Source organism: Rhodococcus sp. WWJCD1 (assembly GCF_002258735.1).
Taxonomy (GTDB): domain Bacteria; phylum Actinomycetota; class Actinomycetes; order Mycobacteriales; family Mycobacteriaceae; genus Rhodococcoides.
Genome location: NZ_NOXY01000031.1, coordinates 254,290 through 269,179, shown reverse-complemented (window position 1 = coordinate 269,179; position 14,890 = coordinate 254,290). Strand labels below are relative to the sequence as shown.

Annotated in this window: 13 protein-coding genes and 1 pseudogene; 10 read left to right on the top strand and 4 right to left on the bottom strand. The window is 65.2% G+C overall.

The genetic code is table 11. The features are described 5' to 3' along the window. The first annotated feature begins 49 nt into the window (after positions 1 to 49). The 3 genes from CH286_RS24295 to ligA all read left to right on the top strand — a co-directional run bounded on the left by CH286_RS24295 (position 50) and on the right by ligA (position 3,698). Positions 50 to 1,237, top strand: coding sequence for a GGDEF domain-containing protein (locus CH286_RS24295; protein WP_052058833.1), 1,188 nt, complete (start codon positions 50 to 52; stop codon positions 1,235 to 1,237). Between the two features lie 66 nt (positions 1,238 to 1,303). Next, positions 1,304 to 1,486, top strand: a complete 183-nt coding sequence (locus CH286_RS24290) for a hypothetical protein (RefSeq protein ID WP_032378171.1) — start codon at positions 1,304 to 1,306, stop codon at positions 1,484 to 1,486. 160 nt (positions 1,487 to 1,646) lie between these two features. Beyond that, positions 1,647 to 3,698, top strand: a complete 2,052-nt coding sequence (gene ligA / locus CH286_RS24285; RefSeq protein ID WP_242640364.1) for an NAD-dependent DNA ligase LigA — start codon at positions 1,647 to 1,649, stop codon at positions 3,696 to 3,698. Positions 3,699 to 3,713: 15 nt separating this feature from the next. On the opposite strand, the gene CH286_RS24280 is transcribed toward ligA, so the two are convergent. Then, positions 3,714 to 4,364: an amino acid-binding protein gene (locus CH286_RS24280; RefSeq protein WP_032376988.1), complete on the bottom strand. Its 651-nt coding sequence runs from the start codon at positions 4,362 to 4,364 to the stop codon at positions 3,714 to 3,716. A gap of 306 nt (positions 4,365 to 4,670) precedes the next feature. Between CH286_RS24280 and gatC the strand changes: the two genes are divergently transcribed. From gatC to CH286_RS24265, 3 genes are read left to right on the top strand one after another with little or no spacing between them, the layout of a single operon-like run. Next, positions 4,671 to 4,970, top strand: a complete 300-nt coding sequence (gene gatC, locus CH286_RS24275) for an Asp-tRNA(Asn)/Glu-tRNA(Gln) amidotransferase subunit GatC (protein WP_032378172.1) — start codon at positions 4,671 to 4,673, stop codon at positions 4,968 to 4,970. After that, on the top strand, positions 4,967 to 6,439 hold the full coding sequence (gatA, locus tag CH286_RS24270; RefSeq protein WP_032403144.1) for an Asp-tRNA(Asn)/Glu-tRNA(Gln) amidotransferase subunit GatA: 1,473 nt from the start codon (positions 4,967 to 4,969) through the stop codon (positions 6,437 to 6,439). The genes gatC and gatA overlap by 4 nt, the downstream gene beginning before the upstream one ends. A 6-nt stretch (positions 6,440 to 6,445) precedes the next feature. Beyond that, complete coding sequence (locus CH286_RS24265; protein ID WP_094610572.1) at positions 6,446 to 7,528, top strand: alpha/beta hydrolase; 1,083 nt, start codon at positions 6,446 to 6,448, stop codon at positions 7,526 to 7,528. A 7-nt stretch (positions 7,529 to 7,535) separates the two neighbouring features. Here the strand turns inward: CH286_RS24265 and CH286_RS24260 are convergent, their stop codons facing one another. Continuing rightward, positions 7,536 to 8,936 carry an alpha/beta-hydrolase family protein gene (locus tag CH286_RS24260; RefSeq protein ID WP_094610571.1) on the bottom strand — a complete coding sequence of 467 codons (1,401 nt, stop codon included), beginning with the start codon at positions 8,934 to 8,936 and terminating at the stop codon, positions 7,536 to 7,538. Continuing rightward, positions 8,933 to 9,580 carry a hypothetical protein gene (locus CH286_RS24255; protein WP_141215885.1) on the bottom strand — a complete coding sequence of 216 codons (648 nt, stop codon included), beginning with the start codon at positions 9,578 to 9,580 and terminating at the stop codon, positions 8,933 to 8,935. Before CH286_RS24255 ends, CH286_RS24260 begins: the two co-directional genes overlap by 4 nt. A 165-nt stretch (positions 9,581 to 9,745) precedes the next feature. Between CH286_RS24255 and CH286_RS24250 the strand changes: the two genes are divergently transcribed. The 3 genes from CH286_RS24250 to CH286_RS24240 all read left to right on the top strand — a co-directional run bounded on the left by CH286_RS24250 (position 9,746) and on the right by CH286_RS24240 (position 12,787). Next, a complete protein-coding gene (locus CH286_RS24250) occupies positions 9,746 to 10,981 on the top strand; it encodes a sensor histidine kinase (RefSeq protein WP_371828258.1) in 1,236 nt (411 codons plus the stop codon). 10 nt (positions 10,982 to 10,991) lie between these two features. Beyond that, entirely contained in the window at positions 10,992 to 11,654 is a 663-nt protein-coding gene (locus CH286_RS24245; RefSeq protein WP_032376990.1) for a response regulator, read from the top strand. Positions 11,655 to 11,755: 101 nt separating this feature from the next. Continuing rightward, positions 11,756 to 12,787 carry an ATP-dependent 6-phosphofructokinase gene (locus CH286_RS24240; protein ID WP_032376991.1) on the top strand — a complete coding sequence of 344 codons (1,032 nt, stop codon included), beginning with the start codon at positions 11,756 to 11,758 and terminating at the stop codon, positions 12,785 to 12,787. Between the two features lie 18 nt (positions 12,788 to 12,805). On the opposite strand, the pseudogene CH286_RS24235 reads toward CH286_RS24240, so the two are convergent. Further along, a pseudogene (locus tag CH286_RS24235) lies at positions 12,806 to 13,270 on the bottom strand (acyl-CoA thioesterase). Positions 13,271 to 13,364: 94 nt separating this feature from the next. Between CH286_RS24235 and gatB the strand changes: the two are divergent. Further along, positions 13,365 to 14,876, top strand: coding sequence for an Asp-tRNA(Asn)/Glu-tRNA(Gln) amidotransferase subunit GatB (gene gatB, locus CH286_RS24230; RefSeq protein ID WP_032376993.1), 1,512 nt, complete (start codon positions 13,365 to 13,367; stop codon positions 14,874 to 14,876). Positions 14,877 to 14,890: the final 14 nt, after the last annotated feature.

Here is a 14,890-nt window from a genome sequence, read left to right as displayed (position 1 = left end):
CTATTCACATGGCCGTCGGGGGTCTATCGAATCGGTGGGAGTTCGGAACATGGCATCAGGCGGTCGCGACTTCGATCAGGTTGCCTCCCTCCGGCGTTCCGGCCGACACCGTCGAGGTGTGTTGGCCAAACTCGCTGCTGCCACCTCCGACTGGTATCGAGCGCCGCACGATTTCGAGTGGATTCTCAACCACAGATCGACCCGCCCGCTGACCGGAATCATTCGCGTCGTGTTCGGCACGGCAACGGTGATGTACGCGCTGACGTCGATCCTGATGCTCTTCAGTGACCTCGGGCCTCGCGGAACGACTGCGATCGGTTGGGTCGCGCTGGTGCTCGTGATCCAGGTTGCCGTCGCCGCTCGGTGTGTGCTCGGGCCGATCCCCGGCAAGAAATGGTTCATCGGCTTTCTCGCCTTCGGCGACATCCTCACGACCTCGGTATTGATTCTGTACGACCCCATCGCCTCACTCATCGGAACGGTGCTGTTCGCCATCACGGGCGCACTGTGCACCTACTTCCTGAGTCCACGACTGCTGGTGGCGCACTTGGTGTGGACCGCCACGTGCATCGTCGGCTTCGGCATTCGCACCTTCGTGACGGTGATGAACGACGATGTGGACTACATCGACGGGCCCGCTGTCGCGACCGCCACCGTGGTGCTGCTCCTGGCGACCGTGGGAGTTCCGGTGTTCGCTCAGGTGGCGTGGACGACGCTGTCCAACGACGCCAAGCGTTCGGTCCTCGATCCGCTGACCGGCGTGTACAACCGGCGAGGCATCGACAGCGAACTGCTGGACCTGTGGCAGCAAGCCCACTATCGGGATATGTCGATGGCGTTCATGGTCGTCGACATCGACAAGTTCAAGTCCGTCAACGACCGATTCGGGCACAGCCGCGGCGACGACGTGATCGTTCGAGTCGCCGACCGACTGCGCCGCCTGGTTCGGCACCAGGGGGGAGTCCTCGCCCGAACCGGCGGCGAAGAATTCCTCGTCGCCCTGGTCGGTGACGCGCGGGGAATGGTCGATCTCGGCTTCGACATCGTTCGGGTGCTCTGCGACCACCGGGACGACATCCCCGTCACCGTCAGCGTCGGCATGGCTTTGCTGCGGGAGGACTCGGCCCTGTGGGACGTGGGAACGTCGGTGGTCGGTAGAGCGGCACGCACGGCGGACGCCGCGATGTACCGGTCCAAGCAGTCCGGCGGCAACAGTCTGGTGATCGACGAGATCTGAGTCCGCACTGTGCCCGTAGCGCGATGCGCCGGTGTGCTCGCCCGAGACCTCTGCGATGATCGTCCGATGTATCGGCTATCGGATGCCCAACGACGGGGCTTGCCCGCCGGAGTGTTGTTGTCTGTGATGGCCTCCGTGCTCGGCGGCATCTACTCCGACTCCTTCGTGACGGGTTTCGCACTGACCGCCGGTATCTGCGCGGTGGCGCTCGTGGCCGCGACGCTGTTGCTGGGACTCATGGGTCGCTAGGGCCACGGTGTCGGCCGATGGGTCACTGTCGGTGGGGTCGGATAATCTTCGAGACGTGCCTGAGCCGACCGAACTACCCGCAGGAACCGACGACAGCGCAGGGACAGTCGGTGTAGAACTCGATGCCGCGTCCTCTGCCGATCGCGACCGATGGCAGACGCTGGCCGAGGAAGTGCGCGGTCACCAGTTCCGCTATTACGTTCGTGATTCGCCCATCGTGTCCGACGGCGAATTCGATGCTCTGCTGCGTGAGCTCAACGATCTGGAAGATGCACACCCGGATCTACGGACCGCGGACTCGCCGACCCAACTCGTCGGAGGCGGCTTCGCGACGGAATTCACCGCCGTGGACCATCTGGAACGAATGCTGAGCCTGGACAACGTGTTCGACCACGACGAGCTTCGTGCTTGGGCAAAACGAGTCGAGACCGAGGCCGGGCCGGATCTGCACTATCTGTGTGAGGTCAAGATCGACGGCGTCGCGCTGAATCTGGTGTACGAGAACGGCACTCTGGTTCGTGGTGCCACCCGCGGAGACGGACGTACGGGCGAGGATGTGACCCTCAACGCACGCACTATCGACGACATCCCGGACACCCTGACGGGCAGTGCGGAGTACCCGGTGCCGGAGGTGCTGGAAGTGCGTGGGGAGGTCTTCTTCCGCCTCGAGGATTTCCAGGCTCTCAACGCCTCCCTCGTGGAGGAGGGCAAGCCCCCGTTCGCCAATCCGCGAAACTCCGCGGCTGGGTCGCTGCGACAGAAGAACCCTGCCGTCACCTCCAAGCGACGCCTGGGAATGATCTGCCACGGGTTCGGGCGCATGGTGGGCTTCACCCCCGATTCGCAGTGGCACGCCTACGAGGCGCTCCGAGCGTGGGGCCTGCCGATCTCGACGCACACCACACGCGTGCGGGGGATCGACGAGGTCGTCGACAAGGTCGTCTACTGGGACCAGCACCGACACGACGTCGAACACGAAATCGACGGGCTCGTGGTCAAGATCGACGAGATGTCGCTGCATCGGCGGTTGGGAACGACGTCTCGAGCACCGAGGTGGGCCATCGCCTACAAGTACCCACCCGAGGAAGTCACCACGACTCTGCTCGACATCCGTGTCAGCGTGGGCAGGACGGGCCGAGTGACCCCGTTCGCGTACATGACTCCGGTTCTCGTAGCCGGCTCGACGGTGTCGTTGGCAACTCTGCACAACGCCTCCGAGGTCAAGCGCAAGGGCGTGTTGATCGGCGACACGGTGACCATCCGCAAGGCGGGTGAGGTCATTCCGGAGGTTCTCGGACCTGTCGTCGACGCCAGGACCGGTGCCGAGACCGAATTCGTCATGCCCACCGAATGCCCGGAGTGCTCGACGCCACTTGCTCCGGCCAAGGAGGGTGATGCAGACCTGCGTTGCCCCAACTCGCAGTTCTGCCCGGCGCAGCGGCGCGAGCGGGTGTTCTTCGTGGCCGAGCGGCAGCGATTCGACATCGAGGGACTCGGGTACGAGGCCGCATCCGACCTGTTGACCACCGGTGCCATCGAGGACGAGGGCGATCTGTTCTCGCTCACCGAGACGGACTTGATGAAGACGGCGATCTTCCGCACCAAATCGGGGGCGCTCTCGGCGACCGGTCGCAAGCTGCTCGACAACTTGGCCGTAGCGAGGAACCAGCCGCTCTGGCGCGTCCTGGTCAGCCTGTCCATCCGGCACGTGGGGCCATCGGCGGCCCGTGCGTTGGCCGGAGAGTTCGGCAGTCTCGAACGTATCGAGGCGGCGTCTGTCGAGGAACTGTCTGCGGTCGACGGGGTGGGTGGCACCATCGCGGCCGCTGTCTCGGAGTGGTTCGACGTCGACTGGCATCGAGCCATAGTCGACAAATGGCGGGCCGCGGGCGTCCGGATGGAAGACGAGCGCGATGCCTCCATCGATCGAAATCTCGAAGGGCTGTCGATCGTCGTCACCGGGTCGCTGACCTCGTACTCACGTGACGAGGCCAAAGAGGCGATCCTGCTGCGCGGCGGGAAGGCGGCGGGTTCGGTGTCGAAGAAAACTGCGTTCGTCGTCGTCGGCGAGTCCCCGGGGTCCAAACACGACAAGGCGATCGAGCTCGGCGTACCGGTACTGGACGAGTCGGGGTTCACACGGTTGTTGACCGAGGGACCTCAGGCGGTGGCACCTGCCGATACCGAACCGGAACCTGCATCGGACGACTGACCTGATGCGACAGCGTCAGGTCAGTACGGTGGCCACGATGCCGGCGAGGTAACCGAGCCGGGCAACCTCCGACGGTCGAAACTCCGGCCCACCCGGCCTTCCCAGCATGAGTACGGTGCCGGTGTTTCCGAGCGGAGCGGCGGCGATCTGGGTGTCCATGTCTCGCCACACCTGCGGAACCCATTCCGCATCTGCGTCCAGCGCAGCGGGAGCCGCCAACGGGAACCACGGCAGCTCCGCGGCGTGGGTCTCGGGTGCTCCGGAGCTACCCACCAGGCGGAACGGGCCGTGCGCGTTGGTGGCCACCACCGTGCTCCACCCCACTCGCAGAACCCGAGGGGCACCGTCGACCAAGACCTGCAGTCGATCGTCGGATGCAGCGGCGACGCGATCGATCAGTTCCAGTTCGCGGTGGGTGTCGAGGACTCCGGTGTACGGCCGGATGGAATCGACCCGGACATCGTCGAGGTTCTCGGCGGCGGTGATCAGCGTGTCGGGAAGCGAACCGGGCGCGACGTCCACCACCAGATCGTCGACCGCGTATCCGTCACCGCGTTCGATGACGTCGAGGGAGAGGATGTCTGCGCCGACCGAACCGAGGGCGACGGCCAACGATCCGAGACTGCCCGGCCGGTCCGGCAGTTGAACGCGGAGCAGGTAGGACATGTCACGCTCCCTTTCGGCTTCTGGCGTACTACGGCCACCCCCGCGCAGCGAATCGATGCTGACGGGCGGAAAGGGAACATGTGCACCCCGGCGCGAGCAATCCTTGCATCTTCGACCTGTTCGGCACGTCCCGCAACGCGGGCAGTGACAATTCTGACACCAGGGGCACCCACGAGGAGTGCGTGCAGCCTGCGCGACGTTCCGCACTAGGCTGGACGGCGTTCGCGGACCCGTTCGGTTCGCTCTGCACAAACATGGGGTCGTTTCGTTCGGCTCCACTCCTACAGTGTGAAAGGGGTCCACGCGGTGCCTGACATCTCCCGCGACGAGGTCGCTCACCTCGCCCGGCTGTCGCGCTTGGCTCTCAGCGACGCCGAACTCGACGAGTTCGCCGGTCAGCTGGATTCGATTCTCCATCACGTCAAAGCCGTGGCGGAGGTGGCTACCGACGATGTTCCGCCGACGGCCAACCCCAGCGAGATCGTCAATGTGACGCGCCCCGACACGACTGTTCCCGGACTGACGCCGGAGCAGTCGCTCGCCGGCGCACCGAACGCGGAAGAGGGCCGTTTCGCGGTACCGCAGATTCTGGGAGAGAGCGAATGACCGACCTGACGAAGCTCGATGCATCCGAGCTCGCCACCCGAATTCACGCGCGCGAGATCAGCGCTGTCGAGGTGACCCAGGCGCATCTCGACCGGATCTCGGAGGTCGATGGAGACCTGCACGCATTCCTGCATGTCGCATCGGTCGAGGCACTCTCCGCGGCGACCGACGTCGACGCGGGACTGTCTGCAGGTCGTGCGCCCGCGTCAGCTCTGGCCGGGGTCCCGTTGGCTCTCAAGGACGTATTCACCACGACCGACATGCCGACGACGGCCGGCTCGAAGATCCTCGACGGCTGGGTTTCGCCGTACGACGCGACACTGACCTCGAAGCTGCGCGCAGCGGGTATCCCGGTGCTGGGCAAGACCAACATGGACGAGTTCGCGATGGGCTCGTCCACCGAGAACTCTGCGTACGGGCCGACCAAGAATCCGTGGGACACCACCCGGATCCCCGGTGGCTCGGGGGGTGGAAGCGCGGCGGCGCTCGCCTCGTACCAGGCACCGTTGGCGATCGGCACCGACACCGGCGGATCCATTCGCCAGCCGGCCGCACTGACCGGCACCGTGGGAACCAAGCCGACCTACGGCAGTGTCTCGCGCTACGGTTTGATCGCCTGTGCATCCTCTCTCGACCAGGGTGGTCCGTGCGGGCGCACGGTGCTCGATACCGCGCTGCTGCACGAGGTGATCGCCGGATACGATCCGCGGGACTCCACGTCCGTCGACACGGCAGTTCGGCCCGTCGTCGCAGCGGCACGAGAGGGTGCTCGCGGCGACCTGTCGGGCGTTCGCGTCGGGGTCGTCAAGGAATTGCATTCCGACAGTTACCAGCCCGGTGTGATCTCGTCCTTCGATGCCGCGGTGACCGCACTCACCGAACTCGGTGCCGAGGTCGTCGAGGTCTCGTGCCCCAATTTCGTGCACGCGTTGGCCGCGTACTACCTGATTCTGCCGTCCGAGGTGTCGTCCAACCTCGCTCGATTCGACGGGATGCGATACGGCTTGCGGGCCGGTGACGACGGCAAGCACAGCGCCGAGCAGGTCATGGCGATCACCCGTGCCGAAGGGTTCGGGCCGGAAGTCAAGCGCCGCATCATGATCGGAACGTACGCACTCTCGGCCGGATACTACGACGCCTACTACGGTTCGGCCCTGAAGGTGCGCACACTCATTGCACGCGACTTCGATGCCGCCTACGAGAAGGTCGACGTGCTGGTGTCGCCGACGACCCCGACAACGGCATTCCCGTTGGGGGAGAAGGTGGACGATCCGATGGCGATGTACCTCAACGACCTGTGCACGCTGCCGACGAACCTCGCGGGCCACTGCGCGATGTCGGTGCCGTCGGGTCTTGCCACCGAGGACGGTCTACCCGTGGGACTTCAGATCATGGCTCCAGCGTTCGCGGACGAACGTCTCTACCGTGTCGGCGCCGCCTACGAGGCCGCTCGCGGCGATCTGAGGTAGTACGAGGTGCTGCATCGGTGGGCTGCAGACCTGGCTCATCTACCTCTGCTCTCCGGTGCCGTGCCGACAGTCGCACTGACGGTGGCGGCGGTACTGTTGCTGGCCACGATCGGTGCCGTCGTCGTGCGGGTTCGGCGCGGCTCGGGGCTCGGGCCGTTGTTCGGTTCGCTGAGCGCCCTCGGTCTGCTGGTAGCGGTACTGGTTGCAGCCGCCGTGATCACCAATCTGACCGTCACCCGGTATCCGACGGCGGCACTCGCTCTGGGGCGTCAACCTGTCGTCCCGGTCGAGGGCCACGGCAGACTGGTCGATCTCGAGGTGCCCGGCACGGTGTCGCACTTCGACGCTCGGCCCGCGACCATCTACCTTCCGGCCTCGTACGACGCCGGTGCCGACGACCTGCCGGTGCTGGTGCTGCTCACCGGCCAACCCGGTCACGTCGTCGACTGGATCGAGGGTGGCCGCTTGATGCAGACGATGGACGCTTTCGCGGCCCGTCACGAGGGTGCTGCCCCGATCGTCGTCGTTGCCGACGGTCTCGGTGACACCGAGGCCAATCCGATGTGCATGGACTCGGACCTCGGAAATGCGGCGACCTACCTCTCTGTCGATGTGCCGCAATGGGTTCGGTCGAATTTCCGGGCGTCCCCGGATCCACGGGCATGGGCGGTCGGCGGGTACTCCTACGGAGGAACCTGCGCCCTGCAGCTTGCGGTGACTGCACCGTCGGTGTACCCGACGTTTCTGGATATCTCCGGTGAGGACGAGCAACGTCGCGGCACGAGAAGCGAATCGGTTGCCGCAGCATTCGGAGCGGACACTCCGGCGAACGAGGCTCGATTCGAAAGCTCGACGCCATTGAACATATTGTCGCGTAACAGCTTTCCCGATTCGGCCGGTGCCTTCGTCGCCGGTTCCGACGACGAAGAATTCAGGCCGCAGACCGAGCGGGCCTTCGAGGCTGCTGCGGCTGCCGGTCTCGACGTTCATTACAGCGAGTTGCCCGGCGGCCACTCGATGCAGGTATGGGCTCCGGCTCTGGAACATGAGATGGACTGGCTCGGAGAACGATTGGGCCTGCTCGACTGACCCGAAGTCACCGGCAGAGCGGCATGCTGGTGCCCTGGTCGATTCCGTATCGATGGCCGTGACCGGCCTCCACGTCGAGAGCCGCAGCCAGATCGACGGACGTCTGGACGAAGCTGACGAGCGGTAGCCACATCGGCGTCGGCGCATCGTGACGAGTTGCCGTTGGATCGGGAGCCGACCACAGCAGATCTGCAGACCATCGGACGACGGGGTCCGATGAATTGGCGAGCACCGTTGCGCCGTCGGTGTTCACGGCTCCGGCGGGTGGACCTGCCCAGACTGCTCCGCAGACGAGCTGATCGGTCCGACGAAGAGCCAGATAGGTGTCGCTGCCCGCTACCGCCCCCAGACTCTGGCCGTACACGACGATCTGCGGCGGTGTCGATTTCGTGGCTGCCCGCGCAGCGACTGCGTGTGCAACTGCCTCGGCCGAGCTGCGTGCATCGTCCTCGGCGAACATGAACGTCGCCCAGCTCGGCTTGTTCGAGTACTGCACCGCCACGGTCGCGACATCCCCGCCGAATCTGCTTTCGGCACCCGTGACCGCGTTCTCGTCCACCCAGCCCGATCCGGTCGGTATCGCGACGACCACCACACTGCGATCGAAAGCGCCCGCGCGTTCCATGTCCGCGACGGCCAACGCGACGCGTCGATCGAGCGTGGGTGCCGAGTCGAGGCCGACGTACGTGCGCACGGAACCGGGGACGAAGCCGCCGGACACGAACTTTCTGCCCTCTCTGCCCAGCGTGCCCCACGGAACGAGCGAGTCGGGACCACCTGATCTCGTTTTCGCAATCGGAGCGGTCACCGTATCGTCCATCACCGAGTTCGAAGCCGAGAAAGAACTGGACATGGCCGACCAGAGCGCGGGCGCGGCAACAACGTACGACAGCACGCCGATGACCGCGATCAGAACGACCGATCGCACACCACCGAGCGCAGTGCACGCTCTCCTGATGGCGAAACCGATTGCCCACAGGGTGAGAGCGACGCACGCCGCTCCACCGACGACGTCGACGGCGTAGTGCCAGTCCACTGCTCGGGTGGCCATCGCAGCTCGTAATGTGTTCTGCCACAGAATATTCGAGTACACCGCGCCGATCGAGATCAGCGTTCCAGTGCCCGCTGCCCACGCCCGCGCGCCGAATCCAGCGGGTCGCCGCGTGCCGAGAGCGTGCCGGGCCGACCATGCGAGGGCGAGCGCGATCGCCATCGATACGCCGACCAACAGTGCCTGGGTGACGGCTGGACGGGGGAGCAGCGCAGGAGCCGACGACACCGACACTGCAGCTGTGAGCGCAATCGAGGTCCCGATTCGTGGCAGCCGTATTCCCGTCGAGAGTGGCGGTGCAACAGCAGTCCCAGCGAAGCCGATTCGCCCGGAGGATCCGGTGATCGAGGCGATCATGCGTGTTCGCCGATCTCGGGTACCGATACTCGTGTGCGCACGTATCGGCCCGTCAGTAGAGCCGAAAGCGTCATCAGGGCAAAGGCTGCGCCGCCCAGCGCGATCGGCAGTGCGGGTTCGGCCACCGGTACGCCGAACGACTGCCGCCACGAATTCATGTCCACGGCCGCCGCGGCCACCGATGCGGCGGCGTCGCACGCCCGTCGTGATCCGTCATCGGTTCGCTCGATGCAGGCGGCGTGCAGACGGCTTTCCAGCTGACCATCGATGGCTCGGCGCCAGTGCGGGTCCACGGTCTTGCCTGTCGCAGCGGCATACCGTAAGAGGTCGTAGCCCAGATCGTGTGCCTTGCAGGAGGGTTCGAATTCCGATGGCAGTGGCACGGGCGAAGAACAGTCCCCGTGAGGATTCTCTGCCATGGCGTCGAGCACTATCGGTCTGTAGCCCATCACCGATGCGAAGTCGGCGGGGATCGCTCGGGTCGCCGCGTCTGCCGACTCGGCGACGAGCGCGTGCACCGCTACGGCGACGGGCGATGTCCTGTCGGGTGGGGACGGCGGGGACGACGCGGCACCGGTGGTAGCAATCACTGCTGTCGTGGCCGCGGCGATGCACATCAGGATGCGAGAAGTGTTCCTGTTCATGGCCTTCGACGCTACGAAGCGAGACGCTCGACGAGCATCGCGCCGAGGTCTCGTTCTGCGGTGACTGGCGGTCTCGGTCTGCGGCCGGTTCGATACCGTAGGTGTGTGCGGAACTGATACTCAGGTATGACGTCCTCGTCGGCCCACACTCCCTAGGCTCGGTCCGTGCGCAAGAACAGATCAGGAGAATCGAAGCCCGGAACGGCGAGGCGTCGGATACCGACTCGAATTGCCGGCGTCCGTTCGGTCGACGTGCTGATCGTTGTCGTCGGTGCGGTGCTGTATTCGATCGCATGGCCGACACTGCCGGTCACCCATCAGGTCTCGGGGCCGTTGATGCCTATCGTCGGCGCACTCGCGGCCTTCCCGTTCGTGCTGATTCGAGTCAATCCCGCGTTGGGGTGGGCGGTGTCGGCGCTGTCCGCTCTGGTCATTCCGATAGCGTTCGACCGCACTCCGGGTTACGACTATCCGTGGCAAGTGGTACACATTCTCGTCCTGTTGGCGCTGTTGTTCGCCGTCGCGTTGCGGTCTCCGCCTTCGGTGCTGCTGCTGGCCTGGTTGGCGAGCATGCTGGTGTTCTTCGCGTACATGCCGGGCTCGGACGGAGTCGGTTGGTCGGTCGGCCTCACGGCGGTCGTCGTGTTCGGACTGTTGATCCGCTGGCTCGTCCTCTCCCGCAGGCAACTTGCCCAGCAGGAGGAGGTCAGCGAACTCGAGCGCACCAGGCGCACGGTTCTCGAGGAGAAGGCGAAGATCGCTCGGGATCTGCACGACGTCGTTGCGCATCACATGTCGATGGTGGTCGTGCAGGCGCAGAGTGCGCCGTATCGACTCGACGACGTATCCGAGGCCGCCGCGCTGGAATTCGCGTCGATCGGTGCCACGGCGCGCGAGGCACTCAACGAGATCAGGGGAATGCTCGGTGTGCTCCGCAGTGATGGGCAGCCGTGGCAGGACGCACCGGCACCGAACGCACTCGATCTCGAACGCACCCTACACGCGAGTCGCAAGGCCGGGATGGACGTGCGCTGGAACATCACCGGACCGATCGAATCGATCTCCGACACAACAGGTTTGGCACTCTACAGAATCCTCCAGGAGTCGTTGTCCAATGCTGCGCGCCATGCCCCCGAGGCTGCCGTGACCGTCGACATCACGGTCACGCCGAGCACCGTCGTGATGACCGTGGTCAATGCGCCGTCACCGAAGATCGGTGGACCTACCGCTGGATCGGATACCGGCGGGCACGGGATAGCGGGCATGCGAGACCGAGCGCGGGCAGCACACGGGTGGCTGCACGCTTCCGCCCTACCGGACGGCGGATTCGAGGTGGCGGTGCACGTTCCGAACGGCATGCCGACCTCGACGGCATGGACGGTCGCGGACGAACTCGCCTAGGCTGACGAGCGTGGCTACCACGGTGTTCATCGCCGACGACCAGGCGATGGTGCGGCAGGGGTTCGGGGCCCTGCTCGGCGCTCAGGCCGACATCTCGGTGATCGGGGACGCCGACAACGGCAGGACGGCGGTCAGCGAGGTAGCTCGCCTGTTGCCCGATGTGGTGCTGATGGACGTTCGGATGCCGGAGATGAACGGTCTCGATGCCGCGCGAGCAATCCTCTCCGCCTCCCTCCCGTCGCCGGTGCGCATCCTGATGCTGACGACATTCGACATCGACGACTATGTCTACGAGGCGCTGGCACTCGGCGCGAGCGGCTTTCTGCTCAAGGATGCGCCGGCCGAGGAATTGATTCGAGGTGTGCGCGTCGTCGCGGCCGGCGATGCTCTGCTGGCACCGTCGGTGACCAGACGGCTCATCGCGGACGTCACCGCCCGTCGCGGAGCGCGCCGCCACACGTCGCCGCGTCTGAGCGACCTGACTCCGCGCGAACGCGAGGTGCTCGAACTCATTGCCACCGGCATGTCCAATTCCGAGATCGCGGGCTCGCTGTTCCTGGCCGAACAGACCGTCAAAACCCATGTGGGCAAGGTCTTGGCCAAGCTCGGCCTACGCGATCGTGCCCAGGCTGTGGTGCTGGCCTACGAGACCGGCGTCGTGACGCCGAAGTGAGCGGCGGGCGGTACCGACGCGCGCACCACACCACGCCCCATTAGGCTGACGACCGTCATCGGGTCCACTTCACGGATCCGTAAGCAGAGAGGCGAAAATCGATGCGCATCGGAGTTCTGACCGGAGGCGGCGATTGCCCAGGGCTCAATGCGGTGATCCGCGCAGTGGTTCGTACCGCTGACGCGCGGTACGGCTCCACGGTCGTCGGCTTCCAGGACGGATGGCGCGGCCTTCTCGAAGATCGCCGCGTGCAACTGCGCAACGACGACCGCAACGACCGGTTGCTCACCAAGGGTGGCACGATGCTCGGCACCGCGCGCACCAACCCGGATGTGTTGCGTGCCGGACTCGATCGGGTCAAGCAGACCCTCGAAGACAACGGCATCGACGTGTTGATTCCGATCGGTGGCGAAGGAACCCTCACTGCTGCCGCGTGGTTGTCCGAAGAGGGAGTGCCTGTGGTCGGGGTGCCCAAGACCATCGACAACGACATCGATTGCACCGACGTCACGTTCGGCTTCGACACGGCACTGACGATCGCCACCGACGCGATCGACCGTTTGCACAGCACCGCCGAATCCCATCAGCGGGTGATGCTCGTCGAGGTGATGGGTCGGCACGCGGGGTGGATTGCGCTGCACGCCGGATTGGCGTCGGGCTCGCACATGACGCTCATCCCGGAGCAGCCGTTCGACGTCGAGGAAGTATGCACCTTGGTGCGCAAGCGTTTTCAGCGTGGAGATTCACACTTCATCTGCGTCGTCGCCGAGGGAGCCAAGCCGATGGAGGGCTCGATGAAGCTTCTCGACGGCGGCATCGACGAGTTCGGGCACGTTCGATTCACCGGAGTCGCTCACCAGCTCGGTGTCGAGATCGAACGTCGCATCAACAAGGAAGTTCGTACCACCGTGCTCGGGCACGTCCAGCGCGGTGGAACCCCCACGCCCTACGACCGCGTACTCGCGACGCGGTTCGGCGTCAACGCGACCGACGCGGCGCACGCCGGCGACTTCGGCAAGATGGTCTCGTTGCGGGGCACCGAGATCGGCCTGGTGTCCTTGGCCGAGGCGACCAAGCAGCTCAAACGGGTACCGCAGACCCGATACGACGACGCCGCCGCGTTCTTCGGCTGAACCGGTGGCCCCGGGAGGTCACATGCGACTGGCGGCCTCTTGGATCTCGGCCTCGCGTGCTTCTGTCTCTCGGCGCAGTTGGCGTCGTCGCCGCGCTGCCTCGAAACGCTGAGCACCGACGTCGGTGGTCGGCGTCAACTGGGGGAGTGTCTTAGGCTTGCCGTCGTCGCCGATCGCGACCATGGTGAAGTAGCAACTGTTGGTGTGCCGCAGCTCACCGCGCTGAATGTTCTCTGTTTCCACGCGAATCCCGACTTCCATCGAGGTGCGGCCGGTGTAGTTGACCGATGCCGAGAAGGTGACGAGTTCACCGACGTGGATGGGCTAGCGAAAGACGACTCGATCGACCGACAGAGTGACCACGTACGCCCCGGCGTAGCGACTGGCACAGGCATACGCCACCTGGTCCAAGAATCTGAGGATGGTGCCGCCGTGGACGTTGCCGGAGAAATTCGCCATGTCCGGGGTCATCAGCACGGTCATCGACAGCGTCTGCTTCTCGGTGTGCGTCACCCGTGCACGGTAACCAGTGCACGTGGTTACTCGCGCGTCGTATGCAATGCATAAACTACGGACCATGACTGCTGCAACCGTCGATCTGATCGATTACGACGATGTGCTCGCCACGTTCGACCCCGTGTTGGGCATGGAGGTCCACGTGGAGCTGGGTACGGAGACCAAGATGTTCTGCGGTTGCCCCACCGCGTTCGGTGCCGAGCCCAACACTCAGGTGTGCCCGGTGTGCCTGAGCCTTCCCGGCGCGCTACCGGTGGTCAATGCCGCTGCCGTGGAATCTGCGATCCGTATCGGGTTGGCGCTCAATTGCTCGATCACTCCGTGGGGTCGGTTCGCTCGCAAGAACTACTTCTACCCGGATCAGCCGAAGAACTATCAGATTTCGCAGTACGACGAGCCCATCGCCACCGAGGGCTACCTCGATGTTCTGCTCGACGACGGCAGCACGTTCCGCGTCGAGATCGAGCGCGCGCACATGGAAGAGGACACCGGCAAGTCGACGCACGTCGGCGGAGCGACCGGCCGCATCGAGGGGGCGTCGCATTCGCTGCTCGATTACAACCGTGCCGGTGTGCCGTTGGTGGAGATCGTGACGAAGACGATCACGGGGACCGGAGCGCGCGCGCCCGAAGTGGCACGCGCCTACGTCACCGCACTCCGAGATCTGTTGAAGTCGCTGAACGTGTCCGATGTACGGATGGATCAGGGGTCGCTGCGCTGTGACGCCAACGTGTCGCTGATGAAGAAGACCGCCACCGAATTCGGCACCCGCACCGAGACGAAGAACGTCAACTCGCTCAAGAGCGTCGAGGTTGCCGTTCGGTACGAGATGCGCCGTCAGGCAGCGGTTCTCGAAGCCGGCGGAGAGGTGACACAGGAGACTCGCCACTTCCAGGAATCCGACGGCACCACCACCCCTGGTCGCAAGAAGGAGACCGCGGAGGACTACCGGTACTTCCCCGAGCCCGATCTTGCGCCCGTCGCTCCGAACGCGGACTGGATCGAGGAGCTCCGCGGGACCCTGCCGGAGCTTCCGTGGCTGCGACGCGGCCGGATCCAGAAGGATTGGGGTGTCTCCGACGAGGAAATGCGCGACCTGGTGAACTCCGGGGCGCTCGAGCTCGTCGCGGCAACGGTGGATGCCGGTGCGTCGCCGCAGGCCGCGCGGTCCTGGTGGGTGTCGTACCTGTCGCAGCAAGCCAATGTGGCCGGAGTGGAGCTGGCCGATCTGGCGATCACTCCGGCGCAGGTGGCGGAAGTGGCCGCGTTGGTCTCGGACGGCAAGCTCAACAACAACGGTGCTCGTCAGGTGGTGGACGGGGTGCTGGCAGGCGAGGGCGAGCCGGCTCAGGTCATGTCCGACCGCAACCTCGTGCTGGAGAAAGACGACACGAAGCTCCAGGCCGCCGTCGACGAGGCACTTGCCGCCAATCCTGGTGTGGTGGAGAAGATCCGCAGCGGCAAGGTTCAAGCTGCCGGGGCCATCGTGGGTGCGGTGATGAAGGCGACACGCGGTCAAGCCGACGCGGCCCGCGTCAAGGAGCTCGTGCTCGAGGCCTGCGGCCAGTCCTGATCGTCGGAATAGAC

Coding starts and splice junctions, on each gene's coding strand:
- gatA (WP_032403144.1), top strand. CDS start 4,967: ATGACCGACCTGACGAAGCTCGATGCATCCGAGCTCGCCACCCGAATT.
- CH286_RS24260 (WP_094610571.1), bottom strand. CDS start 8,936: ATGATCGCCTCGATCACCGGATCCTCCGGGCGAATCGGCTTCGCTGGG.
- CH286_RS24290 (WP_032378171.1), top strand. CDS start 1,304: ATGTATCGGCTATCGGATGCCCAACGACGGGGCTTGCCCGCCGGAGTG.
- CH286_RS24255 (WP_141215885.1), bottom strand. CDS start 9,580: ATGAACAGGAACACTTCTCGCATCCTGATGTGCATCGCCGCGGCCACG.
- CH286_RS24295 (WP_052058833.1), top strand. CDS start 50: ATGGCATCAGGCGGTCGCGACTTCGATCAGGTTGCCTCCCTCCGGCGT.
- gatB (WP_032376993.1), top strand. CDS start 13,365: ATGACTGCTGCAACCGTCGATCTGATCGATTACGACGATGTGCTCGCC.
- CH286_RS24240 (WP_032376991.1), top strand. CDS start 11,756: ATGCGCATCGGAGTTCTGACCGGAGGCGGCGATTGCCCAGGGCTCAAT.
- CH286_RS24280 (WP_032376988.1), bottom strand. CDS start 4,364: ATGTCCTACCTGCTCCGCGTTCAACTGCCGGACCGGCCGGGCAGTCTC.